The organism is uncultured Algibacter sp. (genome assembly GCF_905480415.1).
Classification (GTDB): Bacteria; Bacteroidota; Bacteroidia; order Flavobacteriales; family Flavobacteriaceae; genus Algibacter_B.
Genome location: NZ_CAJQQI010000193.1, coordinates 1 through 24,000 on the forward strand (window position 1 = coordinate 1; position 24,000 = coordinate 24,000).

Sequence of the window (24,000 nt, forward strand, 5' to 3'; positions counted from 1 at the left end):
ATCAAGAGGTTATCAGGTTAGTTATAAAAAAGAAAAAGGAAGTTACACAATATCAGGAGTATCTCCTGACTATCAATATATAGAAAAAGCTGAAATTAAAGATGGACGATTTATTAGCTTGAAGGATGTAAAAGCTAAAGACAAAGTATGTGTTATAGGACGCCTTGTTGAGGAGGATTTGTTTTTGAAAGAATCTGCAATTGGAAAATATTTAGACTTAGAAGGTGTTCAATACAAGGTGGTTGGTGTTTATTCAGATGGCGGAGGTGATCGTCAAGAACGGGTTATTTATGCCCCATATACAACGATTCAAAGGCTTTACTATGGTAATGATGATATTGGAGACATCACTTTAACCTATAATCCTAAACTAACTGTAGATCAAGCTTTAGTTTTAATACAAGAAATGACATCGAAATTAAAGAACAAATTTGATGTGGCACCTAGTGATCAACGTGGAGTAAGAATTGGAAACGGTGTACTTACAGGTAAAAAAAGGCTTGATAATATTTCATCTGGTCTAGGCGTTCTAATTCCAATTATAGGATTTGGTACACTAATCGCTGGAATTTTGGGTATTAGTAATATTATGATTTTTATTGTAAAAGAACGTACCAAAGAGATAGGCATACGTAAAGCATTAGGAGCTTCACCAAGGTCTATTGTGTCTATTATTTTATTGGAGGCTATTTTAATAACAGCTTTTACAGGCTACATTGGTTTATTAATTGGGGTAGGTATTTTAAAAGCTACTGGCTCTAGCTTAGAGCGCTATTTTATTACAAATCCTAGTGTAAACCCATCTATTTTAATTAGTGCAACTATTGTTTTAATAATTGCAGGAGCTATAGCAGGGTTTTTACCTGCAAAAAAAGCATCCAAAATAAAACCTATTGTAGCTTTAAGAAATGGTTAAATGATAAAATTTTTATTAGAAAAAGATACCTGGCAAGAAGTATTTGACAGCCTTAGCAAAAATAAACTTAGGTCTATTTTAACTATGGTAGGTGTTTGGTGGGGTATACTATTACTTATAGGCTTACTAGGATCTGCAAAAGGGGTCGAAAATAATTTTAACACAAGGTTTCAAAACTACGCGACTAACAGTTTGTTTATTTTTAGTGGCACAACTACTATTCCTTTTAAAGGCTATCAAGAAGGACGACGTATCAAATTAAGTCTTGAGGATGTTGAAAAAATTAAGAATAATGTTAAAGGAGTTGAGTACGTTTTGCCTAGCCTCCAAGGTTCTATAACAGCAAGAAGGAATGCATTATCAGGAAATTTTGGTACTACTGGAGAATTTCCATTTCGAGACGTTCTAGCAAAAAAGAATCTTTTATGGGGGCGTTATATAAATCAAAATGATATTGATGATCGTAAAAAAGTGGTTGTTATATCAGAAGATGTATATAAGCAATTATTTGAAAAAGGAGAAAACCCTATTGGAAAAATAGTAAAAGGAGATAATTTAAATTATACAGTTATTGGTGTATTTGAGGTGGTTAATTTTGGAGGGCCACAAATAGATATTGATATTCCTTTTACAACCTTTCAGCAAGTTTATAATCGTGGGAATGATATTGATGTACTAACGATTACTGGTGATTCAGACTTTGATATTAATCAATTAGACGCCGATATTAAGCTATTGCTTAAAAACGTACATGATATACATCCAGATGACGATAGAGCACTTAATGGTTTTAATCTAGGAGACCGTTTTGAGCAACTTACAGGTTTTTTAACAGGTATGCAGTTCTTAACTTGGTTTGTTGGTATTGCAACCTTAATTGCAGGTGTATTTGCCATTGGAGGGATTTTATTAATATCGGTAAAAGAACGTACCAAAGAAATTGGAATAAGACGCGCTCTGGGAGCTACACCATACCTTGTTAAAAGACAAATAATTGTTGAAGCTGTAGCTATCTCATTAATTTCAGGATTTTTAGGGATTATAAGTGGCGGATTAATTTTAATGATGGTTAATAAACTGGCTGGACAAGGCGAAGATGCTTTTATGCGAAACCCATCTGTATCCATTGGTATGGTGTTTTTTGCATTACTCATTGTAACTGTTCTTGGCACTTTAATAGGACTTATTCCTGCATTTAAAGCCACAAGCATCAAACCAATTGACGCATTAAGAGAAGAATAAATTAAATATATAAGATGAAAAAAATTTTAAAAACCGTTTTTATTGCTGTAGCAGTAATATTATTTGCTTGGGTACTAAAGTATTTTTATGATGCCAATAGTAAAGCTCCAGAATCATTTAGTACAGAAAAACCGTTTTACACCTCTATCAGTACAAAAATAGTAGCAACTGGGAGTCTTAATCCTGAAGAAGAAATTGAGTTAAAACCTCAGATTTCAGGTATTGTGGATGCTATTTTGGTAGAAGAAGGAGATATGGTAAAAAAAGGAGATCTTATTGCTAAAATCAGAATTGTACCAAATGAACAATCATTGTTGAGTGCAAATAGCAGGCTAAATAGCTCAAAATTGTCATATGATAATGCCAATACGCTTTATAAAAGAAATAAAGTGCTTTTTGATAAAGGGGTTATTTCAAAACAAGATTTTGAAAATAGTGAGTTGTCATTTAATCAAGCTAAAGAATCCTTAGAACAAGCTAGAAATGATTATCAAATTATAAAGAAAGGCTCCATCTCTGGAGGTAGTTCTGCCAATACAAACATTATAGCCCAGATAGCAGGAACGATATTAGAAATTCCAATTCGAGTAGGTGACCAAGTTATTCAAAGTAACAACTTCAATGCAGGAACAAGTATAGCCACCATTGCGAATATGAGTAACATGATTTTTGAAGGAACCGTTGATGAATCTGAAGTTGGTAAACTAAAAGAAGGTGAGCCAATAGGTGTTGTTATTGGAGCGCTTGAAGAAAAAAAACTACAAGCAAAATTAACTTTTATTGCACCAAAAGGAATTTCAGATAATGCAGGTGCGGTACAGTTTACTATAAAAGCAGATGTAGAAGTAGAGGTAAACGCTAATATTAGAGCTGGTTATAGTGCTAACGCGGAAATAGATATAGCAAGTAAAGACAGTATTTTTAGTATTAAAGAATCATTAGTGCGTTTTGATAGAATTACTGAAAAGCCTTATGTTGAAATAGAACAAGGCGACAATACATTTAAAAAACAAGATATTAAACTAGGCTTATCTGATGGCATTAATGTTGAAATAGTTGAAGGTATTGAGGAAGACGATAAAATTAAGGTTTGGAATAAAGCATCTAAAGAAAATTAAGACTAGAAATATGATTAGTTTAAATATTAAATTCACTAAAAACAGTCTTTTACTGTTACTATTATTAGTTTCAGTTTCATTCTTTGCCCAAGAAAAGAAATGGACGTTGCAAGAATGCGTTAATCATGCCTTAGAAAATAATATTACTGTTAGGCAAACAGAAAACTCATTATTAATAAATGAGCAAGACATTATTGCTGCAAAAGGACAGTTTTTGCCTTCTGTAAATGGTAGTTTAAATCAAAACTTATCTTTAGGTAATGCCGAGTTATTTCAAGGGCAGTTTGTAGATAGAACTGCAAATAGTACTAACATATCTATTGGAGCTAATCAAACTATTTTTAATGGTTTTAGATTAACAAATTTGTACAAACAATCAAAATTAAACCTTGAATCTAATCAATTTGAGTTAAATAGAATTAAAGATGATATTTCGTTAAACGTTGTAAACGCTTATTTAAATGTTTTGTTTAATAAAGAGCAGCTAGAGATAGCCAATGCACAATACGAATTTAGTACAGCACAATTAAAACAAGTAAAGGGTTTAGTGGATGCTGGTGTGCAACCCAAAGCTAATATTTATGATGCTGATGCAGCTTTAAGTCGAGACGCGCAACAGGTAACTATTGCTGAAAACAACATTAATTTATCATTACTCACATTGTCACAATTATTACAAGTTCCTTATAATGGGTTTGAGGTTGAATTTATAAATATTGATACACCGTCAGAAGCTTTACTTTACAACAATATTCAACCCATTTTAAATTATGCGTTGGAAAACAGAAATGAAATTAAAGTTGCTGAAAAGAATATTGAAAATGCTGAACTAGGTACTGAAATTTCAAAAAGCGGGTTTTATCCAACGGTTACAGCAGGCTATTCATACGGAACTAGTGCTTTTTTCACGAATTTAAGTGATGATGAAACATCATTCTTTAATCAATTAAATGAGCAAAGAGCTCATAATGTTAGAATTAATATTAGTATTCCAATTTTTTCAAGATTTCAAAATAAAACAGCAGTTGCAAAATCTGGTATACAAGAAGAAAATAGCAAATTGCGTTTAGACCAAGCAAAGTTAGATTTAGAGTCTAATATTCAACGTGCATATACAGATGCTCAAGCAGCATTAAAAGCATTTGTTGCAGCAAAAAGGTCTTTAACGTCTCAAGAATTAGCATTCAACAACTCAAAAGAACGTTACGATATTGGTAGCATGACTGCTTTTGATTTAGAGCAGTCTAGAGTACAATTAATAAATGCAGAGTCGTCTTTGATAAATGCAAAATATGATTTTGTTTTTAAAACAAAAGTTTTAGATTTTTACATGGGAAAATCGCTAACTAACTAATTTGGCATTTATACTTAACATAGAAACCGCAACAACCAATTGTTCTGTATCTCTTTCAAAAGAAGGTAAAACGATAGTTTTAAAAGAGGATAATGATAAAAGTTATTCGCATGCAGAAAGACTTCATGTTTATATTGATGAAGTTTTAAAAGAAGCCAATATAAATTCGAACAAATTAGATGCTATTTCCGTTAGTAAAGGGCCTGGGTCTTATACAGGCTTACGTATTGGAGTTTCAGCAGCAAAAGGATTGTGTTTTGCACTAGATAAGCCATTAATTTCTATCCCTACCTTAGATGCTCTTGCACATCAGGTTAAAATGGATGATGGCATTATTGTTTCTATGCTCGATGCCCGACGGATGGAGGTTTATTCTGCTATTTACGATTCAAATTATAACGAAATAAGAGAAACCCAAGCTCAAATTTTAGATGAAACATCTTTCAATGATTACTTAGAGAAAGGAAAAGTTTATTTTATTGGTAACGGTGTTGAAAAAACAAAAACTTTAATCAATCACACAAATGCCATTTTCATTGAAGATAAGTTACCTTCTGCTAACGATATGAGTTTGTTAGCTGATACTAAATACAAAAAAAACGACACCGAAGATATCGCTTATTTTGAACCTTATTATTTAAAAGATTTCGTGGCTTTAAAGCCGAATTCTAAATAAAAAAAGACCCATTAAGCTTTAAACCTGATGGGTCGTAATATTTATTTAGTAAGGTTTTAACCTTGTTTTCGTATTTCAACTTGATGTGGGTAAGGAATTTCAATACCTGATTTATCAAGCGCTTCTTTTACATCTTCAGTAATACCAAAGTAAACCGCCCAATAATCGTCTGTATGGCACCAAGGTCTTACCGCAAAATTTATTGAACTATCTGCTAATTCAGAAACATTAACAGAAGGCTCTGGTGTTTTTAAAACTTTTGGATGCGATGTTAAAACATTCATTAATACCTCTTTTGTTTTCTTAATATCAGAATCATAACCAACTCCGAAGGTTAAATCTACACGACGCGTACCTTCTGTTGAATAATTAATTATATTTCCGTTTGATAAAGAACCATTAGGAATTATGATTTCTCTATTTGATAAACCAGTTAACTTAGTTGTAAAAATTTCAATTTCTTTAACGACTCCAATTTCACCTTGAGCTTCAACTAAATCTCCAATTTTAATAGGTTTAAAAATCATAATTAATACACCACCAGCAAAATTCCCTAATGAACCTTGTAGAGCTAATCCAACGGCTAAACCAGCGGCCGCTAAAATAGCTGCGAATGATGTGGTTTCAACACCAACAGTGCCTAAAACAACAATTATTAAAACAATTTTTAAAGTCCAGCTCAATAAGTTTAAAAGGAATTTTTGAAGACTCTCATCATAATCTCCTATAGACATAACCTTTTTAGTAGCTTTTAATATCTTTTTAATTACCCAAGATCCAATAATCCATATAACAATAGCTCCAAGAATTTTCAGTCCATAATCTAAGCCTAACTGAAGCCATTTTTCTGTGTCAATATTTTCTAAATTCATGATTTTTTATAAGTTTTGAATGATTGCAAAATTAAAAACTAAACGTAAGTTTTTAAGTCTTTAAATGATAAAAAAAAGATTAATTAACTTGGAATAAAGCAAAAAATTAACGCGATAATTGCAGGAATTGCTTGTACGTAGAATAACTTTATTTGTTTTGTAGAGAACGCTCCATAAATACCAGCTATGGTCACACAAATAAGAAAGAAAACAGCAACTCTTATATCGTTTTCAATCATAGAAAATATAAGTCCTGCTGCTAAAAAACCATTATAAAGTCCTTGGTTAGCCGCGAGCACTTTAGTTTCTTCTGCAAATTGTTTAGATTTTAAACCAAAAGCTTTGATGCCTTTTGGTTTGGTCCACATAAACATTTCTAAAATCAAGAAATAAATATGTTCTATGGCTACGAAAGCTAATAGTATAAAAGTTGTAAGTGTCATTGTTTTAAAAATTTTATAGCGTCTTTTACTTTTGAAACAGGCAATTTACAGGCCTTATTTACACACACGTAAATAAGTGTATTATTTGGGTTGTATCTATTCTCTAATAAAGGCATATTGTTTTCCGAAGTACTTCCAGCTATAAGTTTATTAGGGATGTAGGTTTTGTTTAATTCATCTATTTTCTGTTTTACATTAGCCCCAACAATAGCCACTTCGTAGTAAGGTTGTGCATAATTAAGCATTAAGTCAAACCAATTGGAGTATCCTGATGGATATTCTTGCATTTCTGGTTTTATATTATTTAGCATTGTCATAGCAGTTGCACTGAAGTGTTCATTATCAAAATAATGTGATAATTTAAATAGGTTTTTTGCCATAATAGAATTACTTGCTGGTATCACATTATCTCTATATTCAATACTTCTAGAAACCAATGAAGCATCTTCATTTGAGGTAAAAAAGAACATATTACTAGCACTATCGAAGAAATGGTCAAAAGTATAGTTTGCCAAACCTTTAGCAGTAGTTAACCATTTTTCATCTAAGGTGTTTTCATAAAGTGTTATAAAAGCATCAATAGTGGCAGCATAATCTTCTAAGTAACCGTTTATACTACTTTTTCCATTTTTATAATTATGATATAATCCACCATCTTCTCGTAATTGATTATTTACTATAAAATTGGCGTTTTTTTCTGCAATAGCGAGATAATCATCATTTCCAAACACACGATAAGCATCTGTATAGCCTTTAAGCATAATGGCATTCCAAGAGGTCAAAGTTTTGTCGTCTAATCTTGGTTTGGCTCTTTGGTTACGTTCTTTAAGAAGCAGAACTTTCCATGCTTCTTTCTTTTCTACCAAAATAGTTTTAGTAAGGTTGTGTTTCTTTATAATGGAGTCATCATCATCTTTCCTAATCAGCACATAATTATCATGTTCCCAAAACCCATAATTATTTATATTATAATAGTCTGAAAACAATTCAAAATCTTCTTTTAAAAGGGTGTTTAATTCATTTTTTGTCCACACATAAAATGCGCCTTCTTCAAGTTCGCCCTCTGAGGTATCACTGTCAGCGTCTAATGATGAATAAAAAGCACCATTACTAGTCGTCATTTCTTGTTTTATGTATTTTAAAGTTTCAATGACGATGTCTTTGTAAATTTCATTTTTAGTAATCAGGTATGCATCAGTATATAAACTAACCAGTTGCCCATTATCATAAAGCATTTTCTCAAAGTGAGGAATGTGCCATTTAGCATCAACGGAATATCTTGAAAATCCACCACCAATTTGGTCAAAAACACCACCGTAAGCCATTTTTTTTAGCGTCAAATTAACAAAGTCTAATAACTCAGTATCGTTATTTTGATAAGCATACCTCAAAAGAAAATGATAATTATTAGGCATCATAAATTTTGGTGCCTTATTCATGCCACCTTGATTCTTGTCAAATTGCTTTGACCAACTTTTAATAGCATTTTGAATGAAAGGTTTATCAAAAACGGGTTCATCAGTATTCAATTGAACAACATCTAATGATTTAATGCCCTCTTCTAATTTATCGGCATAGTCTTGAAGTTTTTCGGGATTATCTGCATATAATTTTGAAATTTGTTCTAAAGCATCCATCCACTGTTCTTTCTTAAAATATGTACCACCCCAAACAGGTCTACCGTCTGGCAAAGCAATTACATTTAAAGGCCATCCGCCACTGCCCGTCATAAGTTGAACTGCATTCATATAAACTTGATCTACATCAGGGCGCTCCTCTCGATCTACTTTTATATTGATAAAACTTTTATTCATCACTTGAGCTACTATGCTATCTTCAAAACTTTCATGTTCCATAACATGACACCAATGGCAGGCTGCATAACCAACACTAATAAGTATTAATTTATTTTCAGTTTTTGCTTTTTCTAAAGTGGTTTCATTCCATGCATTCCAATCTACAGGGTTATGCGCATGTTGTAATAGATAAGGACTAGTTTCATTGACAAGAGCATTGGTGTATGGGTGTTTCATGGACTCTGAATTCTGACCTTTACAGCCTATGATAAGTATTATAAACGCGAGTGGGAATAGGTGCTTCATGCAACAAAGTTAACAATTTTTAGCACAAAAAAAGCGTTCAAATAATGAACGCTTAGTGTTTTATATTGAAGCGGAATTTATTCTACTTCAAAAGTGATTTTTAAGTTTACCCTAAAGTCTGTTACTTCACCATTTTTTACGCTTGCGCTTTGGTCTTGAACATAAACAGAACGAATATTTTTTAAACTTTTTGATGCGTGTTGTATTGCTTTTTTGGTTGCATCTTCCTAACTTTTCTCTGAGTTAGCTAAAATTTCGATTACTTTTAAAACTGCCATGATTCTATATTTTTTAATTTATAATTAGGCCACCTCTTTAAAGGTAACTAATGTTAGACCCAATTAGTTTAAAAAAGTCACAAGGATTTAACCATTAATAGCCTCAACAGTTTCAACTTTTCCGGGTAACATTTCTTTGAGCATATTTTCAATACCGCTTTTTAGAGTGTATGTTGAAGAAGGACAACCACTGCAAGCGCCTTGTAGCATTACACTAACGCTTTTCTCAGCTGAATCATAAGAAATAAACTGAATGTTTCCACCATCACTGGCAACTGCAGGTTTAACATATTCTTCTAGAATGTTTACAATTTCTTTTGAAATATCATCTAAAGCTTCAAATTTGCTATCAATTTGTTTAGAAGATTTTTGTAATGTTTCAACTGCTTCTGGCAAAACAACATCTTTACCGCTTTCTATATAACTTCTAATAAACTCACGAAGTTCTATAGTAATATCTTGCCATTCAGCCATGTCGTATTTAGTAATCGACACATAATTTTCATCAATAAAAACACGTTGCACAAATGGAAAATGAAATAGTTCTGTCGCTAAAGGAGAAAGTTTAGCTTCATCAATTGAAGTGAACTCAAAAAGCGCTGTTACTATTTTTTTGTTAGCGACAAATTTCATCACTGATGGATTCGGTGTGCTTTCTGCATAAACCGTTATCGGTACTTTTTTAGTAGCAGCAGAAGATTCTTCCACAACAATGCCTCCGTCATTTAAATAGGCCTCAATTTGTTCAGAAACTTCATCTTGCACATCATTCCATTCTACAATATCGAATCGTTCAACTGCAACAAAATTTCCAGATATATACACTTTTTTTACAAAGGGCAAATAGAATAATTGCTGGGCTAAAGGAGATGCTTTAGCGTCATCTATATTATTAAATTCAAAACTTTGATGTTTGGTAATGAATTGATTTACTTCGAATTTTACAATGGAGCTATTGGATGTTTCTTGCACAGAAACCTTGAAAGTGTTCATTTCAGCTAATTTTTTACAAAAATACTAAAAGAAAACTTTAGATATCCATATATTTGAGTTTTGTTGGCTGTTTATAAAGGCTGCTTAGGTAAAGGTTATCTTTATCTTTTTTATGTATAATTTTTTAAGGATCAAGATGTTTGTGTTAAGCCAAACCCACTTGGTGAAAAAGTTTATGAAATTAAAAAATATTATTTTAGTGGCAATTACAGTTGTGTTTTCTAACATAACGACCTCTCAAGAAGGGCTACCAATATATACAGATTACCTAACAGATAATTATTACTTAATTCACCCATCTATGGCTGGTGTTGCTAACTGCGCAAAAGTTAGAATTACTGGGCGACAACAATGGTTTGGACAAGATGATGCTCCGAAGGTTTTAAGCATGAGTGTAAATGGAAGGATAGGTGATACTCAATCAGGTATTGGAGGGGTCTTTTATGCGGATAAAAATGGTTATCATTCTCAAAAAGGAGCTTATTTCACGTATGCTCATCACTTAATGTTTTCTAGAAGTGAAGTGGATTTAAATATGCTTTCTTTTGGCTTAAGTGCTGGGTTTGTTCAGTACCAACTAGATGAAACAACGTTTTTAAATGGAGCGCCTATACCGGATCCAATTATTAATGGAACCGTACAAAACGAAACAAATTTTAATGTAGATTTAGGATTCTCGTATCATTATCTTGATTCCTATGCACACGTAACTGTTAAAAACCTTTTAGAGAATGCTGGTATTAATAGAGATACGCAGATAACAAGCAATTTAAGGCGTTATTTGGTTTCTGTTGGTAGTGTGTTTAGTAGATTTGGTAGCGAATGGAGTTATGAGCCTTCTGTGATGTTTCAGTATAGAGATTTAACAAAAGAAGCAGCAATAGATTTTAACGGTAAAGTTTATAAGCAAATGGATTTTGGAAAAGTTTGGGGAGGAGTATCTTACAGACAGAGTCTAGACGGTGCTGAGTTTTTGACAAGTTCGAATGCAGTTAGTAGTCAAAAACTACAACAAATCACACCAATCTTAGGAGTTAACTATAATGACTTTATGTTCGCCTATACATACACGTATCAAATGAATGATGTAGTATTTACAAGCGGTGGTTTTCATCAAATAACATTAGGATATAACTTTAATTGTAGACAAGAACGTTTTGAATGTAATTGTCCCGCAGTAAACTAATTAATAAAATACGCTCAAATTTTGACCCTTTTTATTTATTCTCATGTATATTTTTTCTTTTAGGGCCTAGCATTTTCTAACCCAATAACATTTTTTTTGTTTCAGCATACAAGCCCTATTTGATTAATGTAAACGAAGCATTTTACTAAGTAAAGGAAGACAAACTATAGTTTCAACTTCAAAAAATCAGAATTACTATCTAATTTCAAACAACAAAACTATGCCAGTAATAAAATCAGTTAGAGGAAAATCACCTATCATTCCAAAAGATTGTTTCATTGCCGAAAACGCTACCGTAGTAGGTGAGGTAACCATGGGGAGTCATTGCAGTGTCTGGTTTAGTGCAGTTGTCCGTGGCGATGTAAACTTCATTAAAATGGGTGACAAGGTCAATATACAAGATGGTGCCGTAATTCATGGTACGTATCAAAAATCTGCCACAACCATTGGCAACAACGTGTCAATTGGCCATAACGCTCTAGTTCATGGATGCACTATTAATGACGATGTTCTGGTTGGTATGGGAAGTATCATTATGGATGGTTGCGTGATAGAAAGTAATAGTATTATCGCTGCAGGCGCCGTGGTAACACAAAACACTATAGTTAAATCTGGAAGTATTTACGCCGGTGTTCCCGCTAAAAAAGTTAAAGATATTAGCAAAGACCTTATTTCGGGAGAAATAAACCGCATTGCCGATGCCTATATTAATTATTCAAGTTGGTTTAAAGAATAAGTTGTTATCCTGTACTTGTTTCAGGAGCTCATTATTAACAATATTTATATTTTTAGCGTTACCAAAAGGTTGGGCTTTATTCGTTGATTTCTATTTTACATTATGAACTTATGAATATAAATATGTCACTACTCGCTTCCTCCTTCGTCGGCGAGCTCAAACATACCGTTTAATCCCTAGCGCAAAGGCGAGCTTCAATTAAAAATCTAGATAGTCAACAACAAAGTGTTTCCCTAAAAGTTGTGTCATTACTTCTGGAGCACCGTTAGTGTAAAATTCATTTTTAGAATATCTAGTTTCAGAATTCAATAAAATATGCTTTTCTAAAACAGTTTTAGTTTGTCGTGCTACGGCTTCACCAGAATCAATAATTTTCACGTGTTTAGGAAGTATTTCTAAAAGTAAAGGAATCAAATAGGGGTAATGTGTACATCCTAAAACCAAATAATCAATATCAGCTTTAATCATCGGCTCTAAGTAAACTTTTAAAAGCAATTTCATCTCTTCAGAATATAGATTGCCACTTTCTATAAGTTCCACAATACCATCACCAATTTGTTCAACAACTTTAATATTGCTAGCAAATAGGTTGGTGGTTTTGGAAAACAGTTCGCTAGTCAATGTGCCTTTTGTAGCTAAAATACCAATTGCATCTGTTTTTGTTTTTAAAGCGGCAGGTTTAATAGCGGGTTCAATACCAATAAACGGAACGCTGTATGTTGCTCTTAAGTAATCAATAGCATTGGTTGTAGCTGTATTGCAAGCCACAACAATAAGCTTACAGTTTTTACTGAGTAAGTATTCCGTATTCTTTATACTTAAATTAATAATAGCATCTTTACCTTTTGGCCCATAAGGAGCATTTTTACTATCAGCTAGATATATCGTATTTTCATAAGGCATTAAGGCGTGGATTTCTGTCCAAATAGAAGTGCCTCCAACACCAGAATCAAAAATACCAATAGATTGTTTACTCATAAGTTTAACAAAAATAAAAAAGCTGCCTTGTAAAAAGGCAGCTTTAAGATATATTTTATTGCAATTTTATATTAGATACCCATTTGCTTTTTTACATCTGCTAAAATATCATCGCCATCAGCTACAATTAAAGTTGCTCTATCTAAAACATATTGGTAACCTTGAGCTTTAGCTACTTCATTTATAGCTTTCATTGCCGCTTCTTGTATAGGCTTAAATAAATCAGCTTCTTTATCAGCTAAATCCTTTTGTGCATCAGTTCTAAACTGCTGAATACGTTGTTGCTTTTCTTGTAATTCAACCATTCTAGTTTGATTTTCTTCGGCCGTTTTAGTACTTGCCTCAGCATCATACTGCTTGACAGTATTTTGGTATTCAGTAATTGAAGCCTGGATATCAGTTTGGTATGTTTTTCCCAAAGCTTCAATCTCAGATTGTGCTTTTTTAGCTGCAGGCATAGATGCAATTAATTCTTGTGTATTTATGTGAGCAACTTTACTTTGTGCTTGTGTAAAGCCAATAGTTGTAATACATAGTACGGTTGCTAATAAGAGAGTTTTGAATTGTTTCATTTTTAAATAGTATTAAGTGTGTTATAAATTATTAATTGTTTATACTGTCTTTTGCCTTTTGGCGATCTTCTAAAATTTTATTTTTTCTGTCTTCTAACGCTTTCTTTCTTTTAGCTCTTTCAGCTAATTTTTTCTGTCTGTTTTCTTCAATGAGTTCAGCCTTAGTTTTGGTCTTGCCTTCAACAGATTTAGCTCCTTCAGCAGGTTTTGATGTTCCTTCTTCACTTTCAGCAGCTACTTTAGATGTCTTGCTTCTGGCATCAAGCTTCGCTTGTTTTGCTTCTTCTCTATCATCTAATGTCTTCTGACGCCTAGCTTCCGCTTCTAATTTCTTTGCTTCACGCACTGCTAAAATTTCTTCTCTACGTTTTTCAACAGCACTTTCTCTTTTCGCTTTCTTTTCTTCTAAAACTTTTTCTCTAGCTTCCAACTCTTCATTTATTTCAGGAATCAATTCCTCTTCTTCTGCAGCCTTACGTTCTGCTTTTGAGTTGGCTTGCGTACGTTTTGATGTTCTTGTGATACTTCTTAAAACTTGCTCACTGATATCAAACTGTTTTGCCGAAAAGAGCATCACCGCATCTGATGACTTATCAAAAATAAAATCATACTTTCTTCCTTCAGCCATATCTTGAACCGCAGCGAATATTTGATCCTGTATAGGCTGCATTAACTGTTTCTTTTGAATGAACAAATCACCGTTTGGTCCGAAACGTTTTTGCTGATAGTCTAAAATTTCATTTTCTTCAAAAGTGATATCTTCTTCACGCTCATCAATAAGCTCTTTTGTTAAAAGTGCTTTTTCATTACTTAAATCTTTTCGCTTTTGTTCTACAGTTGTCAATTTTGATTGAATCTCATTTTTCCATTTTTGAGCTTTATCTTCTAATTGAGTAGTAGCCTCTTGATATTCAGGAACATTCTCTAAAATATACTCGGTGTCTATATAAGCAATTCTCACACCGCGCTGTGCATGCGAATAAAAGCTTAGCATAAAAACTAATGTCAGTAAAAAAAGAACGTTATGTTTCATCTCTTTAATTTTTTATAATTTATGACTTATAAATTCTAAAAGTGACAGATGATTTTCTCTGCCTTTTGAATTGTATCTTCAAAATTAACGAATTTTAATCTTAAAAATTTTAATTCTCATGCAAATCATCAATGTGGTATTAGAAAATATCGTGCCAAAATGTTTTTTTACTTAAAATTGCTGTCCAATTATGAAGTGAGTTTCCCAACCATGTTTAACAGTTTCTCCTGGTAAAGCATCAAATCCATGACCAAAATCAATGCCTAATAAACCAAAGGCAGGCATAAAAATTCGAATACCTAGACCCGCAGAGCGACTGATATTGAATGGGTTAAAATCTCTAAAAGTATCAGATGAAGCTCCTCCTTCTAAAAAGCCTAAAGCATAAATCTTCGCAGAAGCTTTTAATGTAATAGGATAACGAAGTTCTAAAGAAAACTTATTGTAAATACTTGATCCATCTTGAGATGCTTGACCTGTTGTTTCATCTAAATGTGTAAGAGATTGGTTCGGATATCCACGTAATTGAATAACCTCCCTACCATCTAACGAAAAATTACCTAAGCCATCACCTCCTAGATAAAAACGTTCAAATGGTATAACACCCCTATCATTGTTGTATGCGCCTAAAAAACCAAATTCAATCTTTGGTCTTAAAACTAAATTTTTAGCAACTTGTGTATACCACTCTCCAGAAAATTTTACTTTATAAAATTCAAGCCATTTATAGCGTTCTTGATCTATACGTGTTATGTCTTCATTTGCTTCAATATAATCGCGATCTGCAGCACTGGTTGCATTTGATCTTTTTTCGAGGGCATCATCATAATCAATAGATAATTGTTCGTAATCTACTCCATTAAATAATGAATAAGGAAGGGAAAATTTAGCTGTAACTCCAAAATTAGAACCACCTGTAGGGAAAATAGGGTCTACACTTGTATTATTTCTTGTTAAACCAAAAGTATATGACAAATTATTAGAAAAGCCATCACCAAATGTAAATAAACCTGTATTATAATTTTTTAAGTCGTATCGCTGATAACTTATAGCTTGAGAAAGTGTAAAATAATCATCAGGAACGGATAATCGTTTTGCTAAACCTAAAGTAATTCCTGTAATGTTGAAACTTCTACTTTTATCTGCATTCCTTGTTTGAGGATTATACAAAAACTGTTTAGTATGTGAAAGGGATGTAGAAAATTGAACAGGACGTTTACCTCCTAACCAGGGTTCAGAGAATGAAAAACTATAAGTTTGATAAAAACGACTGGCTTGTAAACGTAATGCTAGTTTTTGGCCATCACCCATAGGGATTGGTTTATAAGCGTCTTTCTTAAATATATCTTTTATTGAAAAGTTATTGAAAGATAAACCAAGTGTTCCTATAAAACCACCACCACCGTAGCCACCTTGTAACTCAATTTGACTAGAGCCAGTTTCTTTAACCGAATATTCCATATCAATGGTGCCCTCAACAGGGTTGGGGTTATTAAAGTTTGGTGAGATTTCTTGAGCATCAAAAAAGCCTAATTGACCAAGCTCTCTAACCGTACGCACTACATTTGCTTTACTATATAACTGCCCTGGACGTGTACGAAGTTCTCTGTAAATAACGTGATCGTTAGTCTTATCATTACCAACTACACTTACTGTATTAAAATAAGCTGGTTTCCCTTCTGATACTCTGACCTCAATATCAATAACATTATTAACAGCACTTACTTCTACAGGGTTGATACTAGAAAATAAATAACCATTATTTTGGTATTGATTTGTGATATCTTGTGCATCCGGTTTTGAATCGTCAGCAATTCGTTTTTGCAATAAGATACCATTGTAGGTATCTCCTTTTCTAATACGTAATAGTCTATTTAATTGGTCGTTAGTATAAACCGTGTTACCAATAAATGTTATATCACCAAAGGTGTATGCTTCTCCCTCATTAACGTTAACAATTAGTGATATCGTTTTATCATTGTTATAAATGACACTATCCGACAAAACTCGGGCATCTCTATAACCATTTTCTTTATAGGTATCTATTACATGACCTAAATCTGCTTGATAAGCAGAATCTATAAATTTTGAACGTTTAAGTATTCTTAGGCGGTTGATTTTCTTGGTGCCTTTCATACTTTTTCTAAGCCTTTTATCGTTTAGAACTTCGTTACCATTAAAAATAATATCTTTAATCTTTACTTTTTCACCTTTATCAATATTAAGTACCATATTTACTCTTGAGGTCTCGATAGAGTCTATAACTTCAATGGTATTGATATATACTTTAGTATTAAGAAAACCGTCTTTTTTATATTTTTTCGTGAGGAAGTTTTTAGTTGTAGTAATAAGGTTTTCAGTAATCTTCGTGCCTTTTTTTAGTTTATTCTCATTAATTATACTCTCTTTTTTTCCTTTTTTAACACCGTTGATTTTAAGTTCGTTAAGTTGAGGTAAATCAGCTAATTTTATTTGTAAATAAACTACATCGTCTTCTATTTTAGTAACGTAAACTTCAATGTCGCTAAACAATTTAGAATTCCAAAGTTTTTTGATAGCATTACCAATATCTTCACCTGGGATGGTTATTTCTTTGCCCTTTCTTAAGCCAGAATATGTAATGATAGTTTGCTCGCTAAATGAAGTATTGCCAGCAACTGTAATTTCGGCTAATGTATATTTTTTGCCTTTACTAAAATTTGAATTTTGAGCATTAATATTAAGGCAACTAATAAGAAAGAGTAGAGTTACGCAGTATTTTAAATATGTTAGTGTAGGTAAAATTTTAGCTAAGTTGTTCACTTGTTTTCCCAAATCGTCGTTCTCTTTTTTGATATTCAATAATAGCTTCATACAAATGATCCTTCGTAAAATCTGGCCATAAAACATTTGTGAAATATAATTCGGCATAAGCAATTTGCCATAACAAAAAGTTACTTATGCGCTGTTCTCCACTGGTTCTAATAAGCAAATCTACATCTGGTAAATTTTGCGTGTAAAGATGCTGATTTATAATTGATTCTTCAATATTTTCGGGCGAAATTATATTATTTTTAACTTTAATACTAATTTCTTTAACAGTGTTTATGATTTCCTCTCTTGAACCATAGCTAAGCGCAAGCGTTAAAGTCATTCTTGTATTCTGCTTGGTGTTTTCTATAACTTCAAAAAGTTCTTTGTGTACTTTTTTAGGAAGTGTATCTAAAGCCCCAATTGCTGTTAGTTTAATATTATTGTTTTGAAGTGTGCTAATTTCTTTTTTTAATGAAGACACTAAAAGTCTCATTAACGTTTGAACTTCTAGTTTTGGTCTGTTCCAGTTTTCAGTTGAAAAGGCATAAAGGGTTAAGTTTTCTATGCCAAGTTCTGCAGAAGTCTCAACGGTCTGTCTTACAGATTTCGTCCCATTTTCATGTCCAAAAGCACGTAGCATTCCTTTTTGTTTTGCCCAACGCCCATTACCATCCATAATAATAGCGATGTGTTTTGGTAACGGTTTTGTAAGTATGCTGTCTTTTAAATCCATTTTATTCTAAGCAATAGCACGGGTTTTCCCCAAAGGTATAAGTAAGTGTAATGCCTGAAAACACATACCAGTCGTTATTATTTATATTTCCGAAACGGAATTGTTGCAAAGATTCTGAGTCTGGAATACTTCCATCAAGTTCGTCTGAAAACGTGTAACGCGCACCTATTTCAACCCCCAAGATAAAGTTTTCCATAAAATTAGTCTTAAAGCCCAACACCATAGGTACACCATAGGCCCAACTTGATGTGTTTTCTGATCTTTGAACGCCATTATAAAGATAATGATTATCATGATAGGCAACCGTTAAACCAGAATAAAGATAAGGAGTTCCTAGTTTTTCGCCTGAATGCAGATTGAAATCTAGGAATGTGAATTCCATTCCTAACGAAATTTCTGTTATTTTACTTGAAAACTCATAATCTCTTTGAACACGTCTCGGGTCATCTGAATTAGTGTCAACACCTTCTAATTCACTAAATATTAATGAAGCTCTGTAGGAATGCCTTTTGCTTCTATTCCATTTATAAAGCCCACCAATAGCTAATTGATTTGGCGAAATATAATCGGTTGCACCAACATCTCCAATAAAATTACTACCTCCTAAAAAAAGCCCTATTTCGTTAATTTGAGCAACGCTTAATTGGATGCTTAAAATGCTTAATATCAATATAGTAAAATGCTTCATAAATATTCAAAAGTTTGCAAATATAATAAATAAGATTAGCCCATAATAATTTGAGCTAAATTGTATTAGTGTAAAACAGAAATTCTTTTGAAATATTGTTTTGCTATTTTGGTAAATTACGTTTGTCTTCGCCCCATAGTAACTTCTTTCTTAGGGTTGCTAAAAAGCTTTCATTTAAAAGATCTATCATTTTAATTTTAAAATCAGCTTTTTTAATTTTTATAAGTGTTCCGTTATCTAATGTTGCAATTCTAGAATCTAATGATATTAAATGTTGTTTTTCTCTACCATGAACTCTAAGATGTATTTCTGTAGAGTCTGGAATTACTAATGGGCGAGCACTCAAGTTGTGCGGAGCAATTGGGGTTAATACAAAACTACTTGAGCCAGGTGTAATTACTGGGCCTCCGCAACTTAAGGAATATCCTGTTGAGCCTGTAGGTGTCGATACTATTAAGCCATCACTCCAGTATGAGTTTAGAAATTCATCGTTCAAATACGTGTCTATGGTAATCATAGCTGTCGTATTTTTTCTGCTTACTGTAATCTCGTTCAATGCGAAATTCATTGATTCGATTTCTTTGTTTTCAGAAGACGTTTCTACAGTTAAAATACTACGTTCAGAGATTCTATATTTTCCATCAATTATATCTTGTACAGCTTCTTCTATGGCATTAACTTGAATAGTAGCTAAAAAACCAAGCCTTCCTGTGTTGATTCCAATAATAGGGATGCCTAAATCTTTAACAAACAGGGTAGCTCTTAGAATGGTTCCGTCGCCACCAATACTTACTAAAAAGTCAAAACTAGTATCAAGCTCAGTAAATGTTTTATATTTATGATAGTCTTTAATGTTATGAGGTTCCAGATCAATCAGTTTATGAAACTCAGTTTCAATATAGGCTTCGGAACCTTGATTCTCAAGAAAATTAAAAAGTGTTTCAACTGATTTAGGAGTTGTAGTACTGTAATAGCGTCCAAAAATGGCAACTTTCATAACTTATCCAGATTTAGAGTTAAAATAATGTATTCTAGCTTGTTCATTTTTATTCTATTTCCTTGTTCATAATTTTCTCTAACTTAGGCCATGTAAAGCAATCACCAAAATATCTAAAAAAAAGTAACATCGTTTTATGCGCGCCCTTTTAAAATTAAATTGGGGTTACATGTTTAAATATTTTTTTAAATAATCTGAACGCTCTTTTAAACTTTCAATGTATCCGTCTTCTTCATGCCCAGAAACAATATTATAACTATATCTGCGGAAGGTTTGTATGATTTCATTAAGTCCAGTGTTTCCTATTTTTAAAGTAACCTGAACTAAATCTGTGTTCATTCTTGAAATAAAGGCGCCTAGAAGTTTAGCGTCGTTTGATTCTACGATTTGGCTAATTTCACTAAATGAATAATCATTAATGCCTTTTTCAACAACTAAAATACCTCCGGCTTCAGAGAAAAATGGAGACTCACTAAATAAGCTGATAACGTCCTTTAATTCATAATAACCTAAATATTCATTTTGCTCACTTAAAACAGGCATAATATTGGTAGAATTAATAGCAAAGGCCTCTAAAACATCTAGCCAAATTGTGTTATTTCTAACAAAAAAATCCTCTAAGGCATATTTATATTCGTTTAAAGGTTTATCGTTATCAAAACAATGTGCATCTGTTTCAGAAAAACAACCTAAATACGTTCCATTATTATCTTTAACAGGAATATGAGAAAAAGTAAGTTGATTAAACAGTAATTGTAAATGACTTGTTTTACTGCTAGTATTTAACGGCTTTATATCGTTTATTATAAGTTCTGAAAGTTTCATAGCACCAAGAGAATAGGACTGCAAATTAATCAAAAAAATAGTACCAATGCTTCTTGTACTTTGTATTTTTGCCTTTTAAAATGGATTTATGACAAAGTTAAGTGTTAATATCAATAAGATAGCAACGTTAAGGAATTCCCGAGGTGGCGATGTGCCAAATGTAGTTCAATTTGCGAAAGATGTACAACGTTTTGGTGCTGAAGGTGTCACCATACATCCAAGGCCAGACGAAAGACACATTCGTTATCAGGACGCACGCGATTTAAAACCAGAAGTTTATACTGAATATAATATTGAAGGAAACCCTGTTGAGTCCTTTATTAATTTAGTTTTAGAGGTGAAACCTACCCAAGTAACTTTAGTGCCAGATGCAGTTGATGCTATTACGAGTAATGCGGGTTGGGACACTATTAAAAACAAAGATTTTTTGGTTGATGTCATTAAAGAGTTTCAAAACAATAATATTAGAACTTCTATTTTTGTGGATCCCATTTTAAAACAAATTGAAGGGGCAAAAGCTACAGGAACAGATAGGGTTGAATTGTATACGGAGGCATTTGCACATCAATATGGTTTGGGTAATAAAGACGCCATTAAACCTTATATAGAAAGTGCAGAATTAGCAAATAGTTTAGGATTAGGAATAAATGCAGGTCATGATTTATCTCTTGATAATATCAAGTTTTTTAAGAATGAGATTCCAAACTTATTAGAAGTTTCTATCGGGCATGCATTAATTACTGAGAGTTTGTATTTGGGTGTAGAAAATGTTATTCAAATGTATTTACATAAACTGAAATAATGCTTTTACATTCAAATATTATAGGCGAAGGAAAACCTTTTGTGATTTTGCATGGGTTTTTAGGTATGGGTGATAACTGGAAAACACTTGGAAGTCAGTTTAGTGAACAAGGGTTTCAAGTACATTTAGTTGATCAGCGAAACCATGGACGTAGTTTTCATGATGATGAATTTAATTATGAAGTTCTTGTTGAAGATTTAAAGCATTATTGCGATGCATATAAATTATCTGAAATTGTATTGTTAGGACATTCTATGGGCGGAAAAACGGCCATGTTATTTGCAACACTGTATCCGAAAATCGTTTCAAAATTATTGGTTGCAGATATTTCTCCACGTTTTTATCCAATTCATCATGATGCAATATTGAATGGCTTGAGTGAATTAGATTTTGATACCATTAAAACGAGAGGAGAGGCAGATAAAATTTTGAGTAATTATGTATCTGATTTTGGCACACGCCAATTTCTGCTTAAAAATTTATATTGGGTTGTAAAAGGGCAATTAGGATTACGTATTAATTTAGAAGTCTTAAAAAATGAAGTCGGTGAAATAGGAGAGTCTTTACCAAGCTTTGCAATGTTTGATAAAGAGACTTTGTTCTTGCGAGGAGACCGCTCAGAATATATAGGAGTAGATGATGAACGTATTATATCAAACCATTTTCCTAAAGCAGAAATTGCGACAATTTCCAATGCAGGACATTGGTTGCATGCTGAAAACCCTAAGGGCTTTTTGGAGGCTGTAATTAATTTTGTAAATTCATGAGCAAAATAAGAAACTATGAATATAATTTTAAGATTATTGTTAAACGCTGTAGCTGTATTTTTTTTAGCAAACATATTAAATGGTGTTAGTGTAGATGGGTATATTTCTGCAATAATTGTGGTGCTAGTATTATCTATTCTGAATCTCTTAGTAAAACCACTTTTAATCATTTTAACCTTGCCTGTAACTATCCTTACTTTAGGCTTATTTTTATTAGTTCTAAATGGATTAATTATTCTTTTGGCGGATAAATTTATTGATGGATTTTCTGTTGACAGTATTTGGTGGGCAATCTTATTTAGTATTTTGTTATCTATGCTACAATCGCTTTTGCAGTCCTTCTTAAAAAAAGATAAAAAATAGGTTCAAAATCAAGGAATTAAAAACTTTGTTGGGATGTAAAAATATATTATTTTTGCATCCCAATTTTGGTTACAAAAGTTTAGGTTTTTAAAAGAAACCTTTATTGTTAAATGCCTGATTTAAGGCTTTATATCATTTAAAATGAATATTACAAGAGAAAACGTTGACGCATTAAATGCTGTAGTAAAAGTAGATATCGCTAAAGAAGATTATAGTGATAAGGTTGAAAAAATATTAGTTGATTACCGTAAAACAGCAAACATTCCAGGTTTTAGAAAAGGACATGTGCCAATGGGTATGGTTAAAAAGCAATATGGTAAAGCTGTTTTGGTTGATGAGGTTAATAAACTTTTACAAGATGCTTTAAACAAATATTTAACTGAAGAAAAGTTAGATGTTCTTGGGCAACCGTTACCAAAAACTCAAGAAGAAATAGATTGGGAATCTGATAAATTTTCTTTTGAATTTGAATTAGGTCTTGCACCAGAATTTAAAGTTGATTTAAAAAGCAAAAAATCTATTACGCAATACAATATTGTTGCAGATAAAAAGATGATTGATGAGCAAATTGAGCGTGTTCAAAAACAATACGGAAAGTTAGTGCCTCAAGATGCGGTTGAAAAAGACAGCGAAATTACTGGAGCTTACACAAACGAAGAAAAGGAAATTGATAATACAGTAACCTTAACTCTAGATAAGTTCAAAGGAAAGTCTACAGCAAAACAATTCGTTGGAGCTAAGGCAGGAGATGTTATTACATTAAAAACTAAAGGGCTTTTTGAAGATGACCACGATTTAATGCATGCTTTAAAAATAGAACATGATGATGCTCATGGTTTAGATGTTGAAGTAAACTTCACAATTTCTGAAATAAACAAACGTGAATTAGCAGATTTAGATCAAGAGTTATTTGATAAGCTTTTTGGTAAAGATGAGGTTACTTCAGTAACCGAGTTAAGGGCTAAAATAAAAGAAGATGCTGAAAAACAATTTGTTCAGCAAGCAGACCAAAAGTTGTTAAACGATGTCACTGAGCATTTAGTTGAAAACACAAAGTTTGATTTACCAGCAGAATTTTTAACTAAATGGATGCAAACTTCCGGTGAGCAAGAGTTGGATGCAGATCAAGCAAGAGAAGAGTATGAGAAATCTGAAAAAAGCTTACGTTATCAATTAATAGAAGGGAAGTTAATCGAGGCTAATAACGTTCAAGTAACCATGGACGATATTAAAAGTCATGCAAGAGAGATGATTAAAGGGCAGATGGCTCAATTTGGTCAAATGAATCCTTCTGATAAAGAATTAGATGACATTGCTGCTCGTGTATTATCAAATCAAGATGAAGCTCGTAGAATTTCAGAGCAGTTAGTTAGTCAAAAACTACTAACAGTCTATAAGGAAAAAGCAAATCTTAAGACTAAAGAATTAAGTTATGAAAACTTTGTTAAAGAAGTTTATGGCGATAAATAAATAAAGAATAATTGCTTATCTTTAAGCGCTTAAGTCTAACAGATTTAAGCGCTTTTTTATTCA

At 32.5% G+C, this 24,000-nt stretch carries 23 protein-coding genes and 1 pseudogene; 11 read left to right on the top strand and 13 right to left on the bottom strand.

Annotated features, from left to right (window positions below):
• The 5 genes from QZ260_RS12910 to tsaB all read left to right on the top strand — a co-directional run.
• Positions 1–916 (top strand): FtsX-like permease family protein (locus tag QZ260_RS12910; protein WP_295986925.1); only part of this gene is annotated, 916 nt, incomplete at its 5' end.
• Positions 917–2,158 carry an ABC transporter permease gene (locus tag QZ260_RS12915; RefSeq protein WP_295986926.1) on the top strand — a complete coding sequence of 414 codons (1,242 nt, stop codon included), beginning with the start codon at positions 917–919 and terminating at the stop codon, positions 2,156–2,158. It abuts the gene before it with no gap.
• A gap of 14 nt (positions 2,159–2,172) precedes the next feature.
• A complete protein-coding gene (locus tag QZ260_RS12920; protein WP_295986929.1) occupies positions 2,173–3,276 on the top strand; it encodes an efflux RND transporter periplasmic adaptor subunit in 1,104 nt (367 codons plus the stop codon).
• Between the two features lie 10 nt (positions 3,277–3,286).
• Positions 3,287–4,630: a TolC family protein gene (locus tag QZ260_RS12925; protein WP_295986931.1), complete on the top strand. Its 1,344-nt coding sequence runs from the start codon at positions 3,287–3,289 to the stop codon at positions 4,628–4,630.
• A 1-nt stretch (position 4,631) separates the two neighbouring features.
• A complete protein-coding gene (gene tsaB / locus QZ260_RS12930) occupies positions 4,632–5,306 on the top strand; it encodes a tRNA (adenosine(37)-N6)-threonylcarbamoyltransferase complex dimerization subunit type 1 TsaB (RefSeq protein WP_295986933.1) in 675 nt (224 codons plus the stop codon).
• Between the two features lie 56 nt (positions 5,307–5,362).
• Here the strand turns inward: tsaB and QZ260_RS12935 are convergent, their stop codons facing one another.
• From QZ260_RS12935 to QZ260_RS12955, 5 genes and pseudogenes are all read right to left on the bottom strand, one after another.
• Positions 5,363–6,178 (bottom strand): mechanosensitive ion channel domain-containing protein, encoded by an 816-nt coding sequence (locus tag QZ260_RS12935; protein ID WP_295986936.1) that lies wholly within the window; start codon positions 6,176–6,178, stop codon positions 5,363–5,365.
• A gap of 83 nt (positions 6,179–6,261) precedes the next feature.
• Positions 6,262–6,621, bottom strand: coding sequence for a DUF1304 domain-containing protein (locus QZ260_RS12940; protein ID WP_295986938.1), 360 nt, complete (start codon positions 6,619–6,621; stop codon positions 6,262–6,264).
• Positions 6,618–8,723 carry a thioredoxin domain-containing protein gene (locus tag QZ260_RS12945; RefSeq protein ID WP_365969693.1) on the bottom strand — a complete coding sequence of 702 codons (2,106 nt, stop codon included), beginning with the start codon at positions 8,721–8,723 and terminating at the stop codon, positions 6,618–6,620. Before QZ260_RS12945 ends, QZ260_RS12940 begins: the two co-directional genes overlap by 4 nt.
• 77 nt (positions 8,724–8,800) lie before the next feature.
• Positions 8,801–9,001: pseudogene (locus QZ260_RS12950) on the bottom strand (dodecin family protein).
• Between the two features lie 87 nt (positions 9,002–9,088).
• On the bottom strand, positions 9,089–9,994 hold the full coding sequence (locus tag QZ260_RS12955) for a NifU family protein (RefSeq protein WP_295986940.1): 906 nt from the start codon (positions 9,992–9,994) through the stop codon (positions 9,089–9,091).
• A gap of 175 nt (positions 9,995–10,169) precedes the next feature.
• Here QZ260_RS12955 and QZ260_RS12960 point away from each other — a divergent pair, with 175 nt between their 5' ends.
• Positions 10,170–11,180: a type IX secretion system membrane protein PorP/SprF gene (locus QZ260_RS12960; protein ID WP_295986942.1), complete on the top strand. Its 1,011-nt coding sequence runs from the start codon at positions 10,170–10,172 to the stop codon at positions 11,178–11,180.
• Between the two features lie 220 nt (positions 11,181–11,400).
• Positions 11,401–11,916, top strand: coding sequence for a gamma carbonic anhydrase family protein (locus QZ260_RS12965; protein WP_295986945.1), 516 nt, complete (start codon positions 11,401–11,403; stop codon positions 11,914–11,916).
• A 198-nt stretch (positions 11,917–12,114) separates the two neighbouring features.
• On the opposite strand, the gene murI is transcribed toward QZ260_RS12965, so the two are convergent.
• From murI to QZ260_RS13005, 8 genes are all read right to left on the bottom strand, one after another.
• Positions 12,115–12,894 (bottom strand): glutamate racemase, encoded by a 780-nt coding sequence (gene murI / locus QZ260_RS12970; RefSeq protein ID WP_295986948.1) that lies wholly within the window; start codon positions 12,892–12,894, stop codon positions 12,115–12,117.
• 71 nt (positions 12,895–12,965) lie between these two features.
• Entirely contained in the window at positions 12,966–13,466 is a 501-nt protein-coding gene (locus QZ260_RS12975; RefSeq protein ID WP_295986951.1) for an OmpH family outer membrane protein, read from the bottom strand.
• Positions 13,467–13,497: 31 nt separating this feature from the next.
• Positions 13,498–14,499: an OmpH family outer membrane protein gene (locus tag QZ260_RS12980; protein ID WP_295986953.1), complete on the bottom strand. Its 1,002-nt coding sequence runs from the start codon at positions 14,497–14,499 to the stop codon at positions 13,498–13,500.
• A 171-nt stretch (positions 14,500–14,670) separates the two neighbouring features.
• Positions 14,671–17,352 carry an outer membrane protein assembly factor BamA gene (gene bamA / locus QZ260_RS12985; RefSeq protein ID WP_295986955.1) on the bottom strand — a complete coding sequence of 894 codons (2,682 nt, stop codon included), beginning with the start codon at positions 17,350–17,352 and terminating at the stop codon, positions 14,671–14,673.
• The gene (locus QZ260_RS12990; RefSeq protein ID WP_295986957.1) at positions 17,285–18,025 is read right to left on the bottom strand and encodes an isoprenyl transferase; all 741 of its coding nucleotides are present in this window, start codon (positions 18,023–18,025) and stop codon (positions 17,285–17,287) included. The genes bamA and QZ260_RS12990 overlap by 68 nt, the downstream gene beginning before the upstream one ends.
• 1 nt (position 18,026) lies before the next feature.
• Positions 18,027–18,713, bottom strand: coding sequence for a DUF6089 family protein (locus tag QZ260_RS12995; RefSeq protein ID WP_295986959.1), 687 nt, complete (start codon positions 18,711–18,713; stop codon positions 18,027–18,029).
• A gap of 103 nt (positions 18,714–18,816) precedes the next feature.
• Positions 18,817–19,710 carry an NAD kinase gene (locus QZ260_RS13000; RefSeq protein ID WP_295986962.1) on the bottom strand — a complete coding sequence of 298 codons (894 nt, stop codon included), beginning with the start codon at positions 19,708–19,710 and terminating at the stop codon, positions 18,817–18,819.
• Between the two features lie 165 nt (positions 19,711–19,875).
• Complete coding sequence (locus QZ260_RS13005) at positions 19,876–20,535, bottom strand: acetoin utilization protein acuB (protein ID WP_295986963.1); 660 nt, start codon at positions 20,533–20,535, stop codon at positions 19,876–19,878.
• 88 nt (positions 20,536–20,623) lie between these two features.
• On the opposite strand from QZ260_RS13005, the gene QZ260_RS13010 reads away from it, so the two are divergent.
• The 4 genes from QZ260_RS13010 to tig all read left to right on the top strand — a co-directional run bounded on the left by QZ260_RS13010 (position 20,624) and on the right by tig (position 23,937).
• The gene (locus QZ260_RS13010) at positions 20,624–21,337 is read left to right on the top strand and encodes a pyridoxine 5'-phosphate synthase (RefSeq protein WP_295986966.1); all 714 of its coding nucleotides are present in this window, start codon (positions 20,624–20,626) and stop codon (positions 21,335–21,337) included.
• The gene (locus tag QZ260_RS13015) at positions 21,337–22,104 is read left to right on the top strand and encodes an alpha/beta fold hydrolase (protein ID WP_295986969.1); all 768 of its coding nucleotides are present in this window, start codon (positions 21,337–21,339) and stop codon (positions 22,102–22,104) included. The genes QZ260_RS13010 and QZ260_RS13015 overlap by 1 nt, the downstream gene beginning before the upstream one ends.
• A 15-nt stretch (positions 22,105–22,119) precedes the next feature.
• A complete protein-coding gene (locus QZ260_RS13020) occupies positions 22,120–22,467 on the top strand; it encodes a phage holin family protein (RefSeq protein ID WP_295986971.1) in 348 nt (115 codons plus the stop codon).
• Positions 22,468–22,608: 141 nt separating this feature from the next.
• Positions 22,609–23,937: a trigger factor gene (gene tig / locus QZ260_RS13025; protein WP_295986974.1), complete on the top strand. Its 1,329-nt coding sequence runs from the start codon at positions 22,609–22,611 to the stop codon at positions 23,935–23,937.
• Positions 23,938–24,000: the final 63 nt, after the last annotated feature.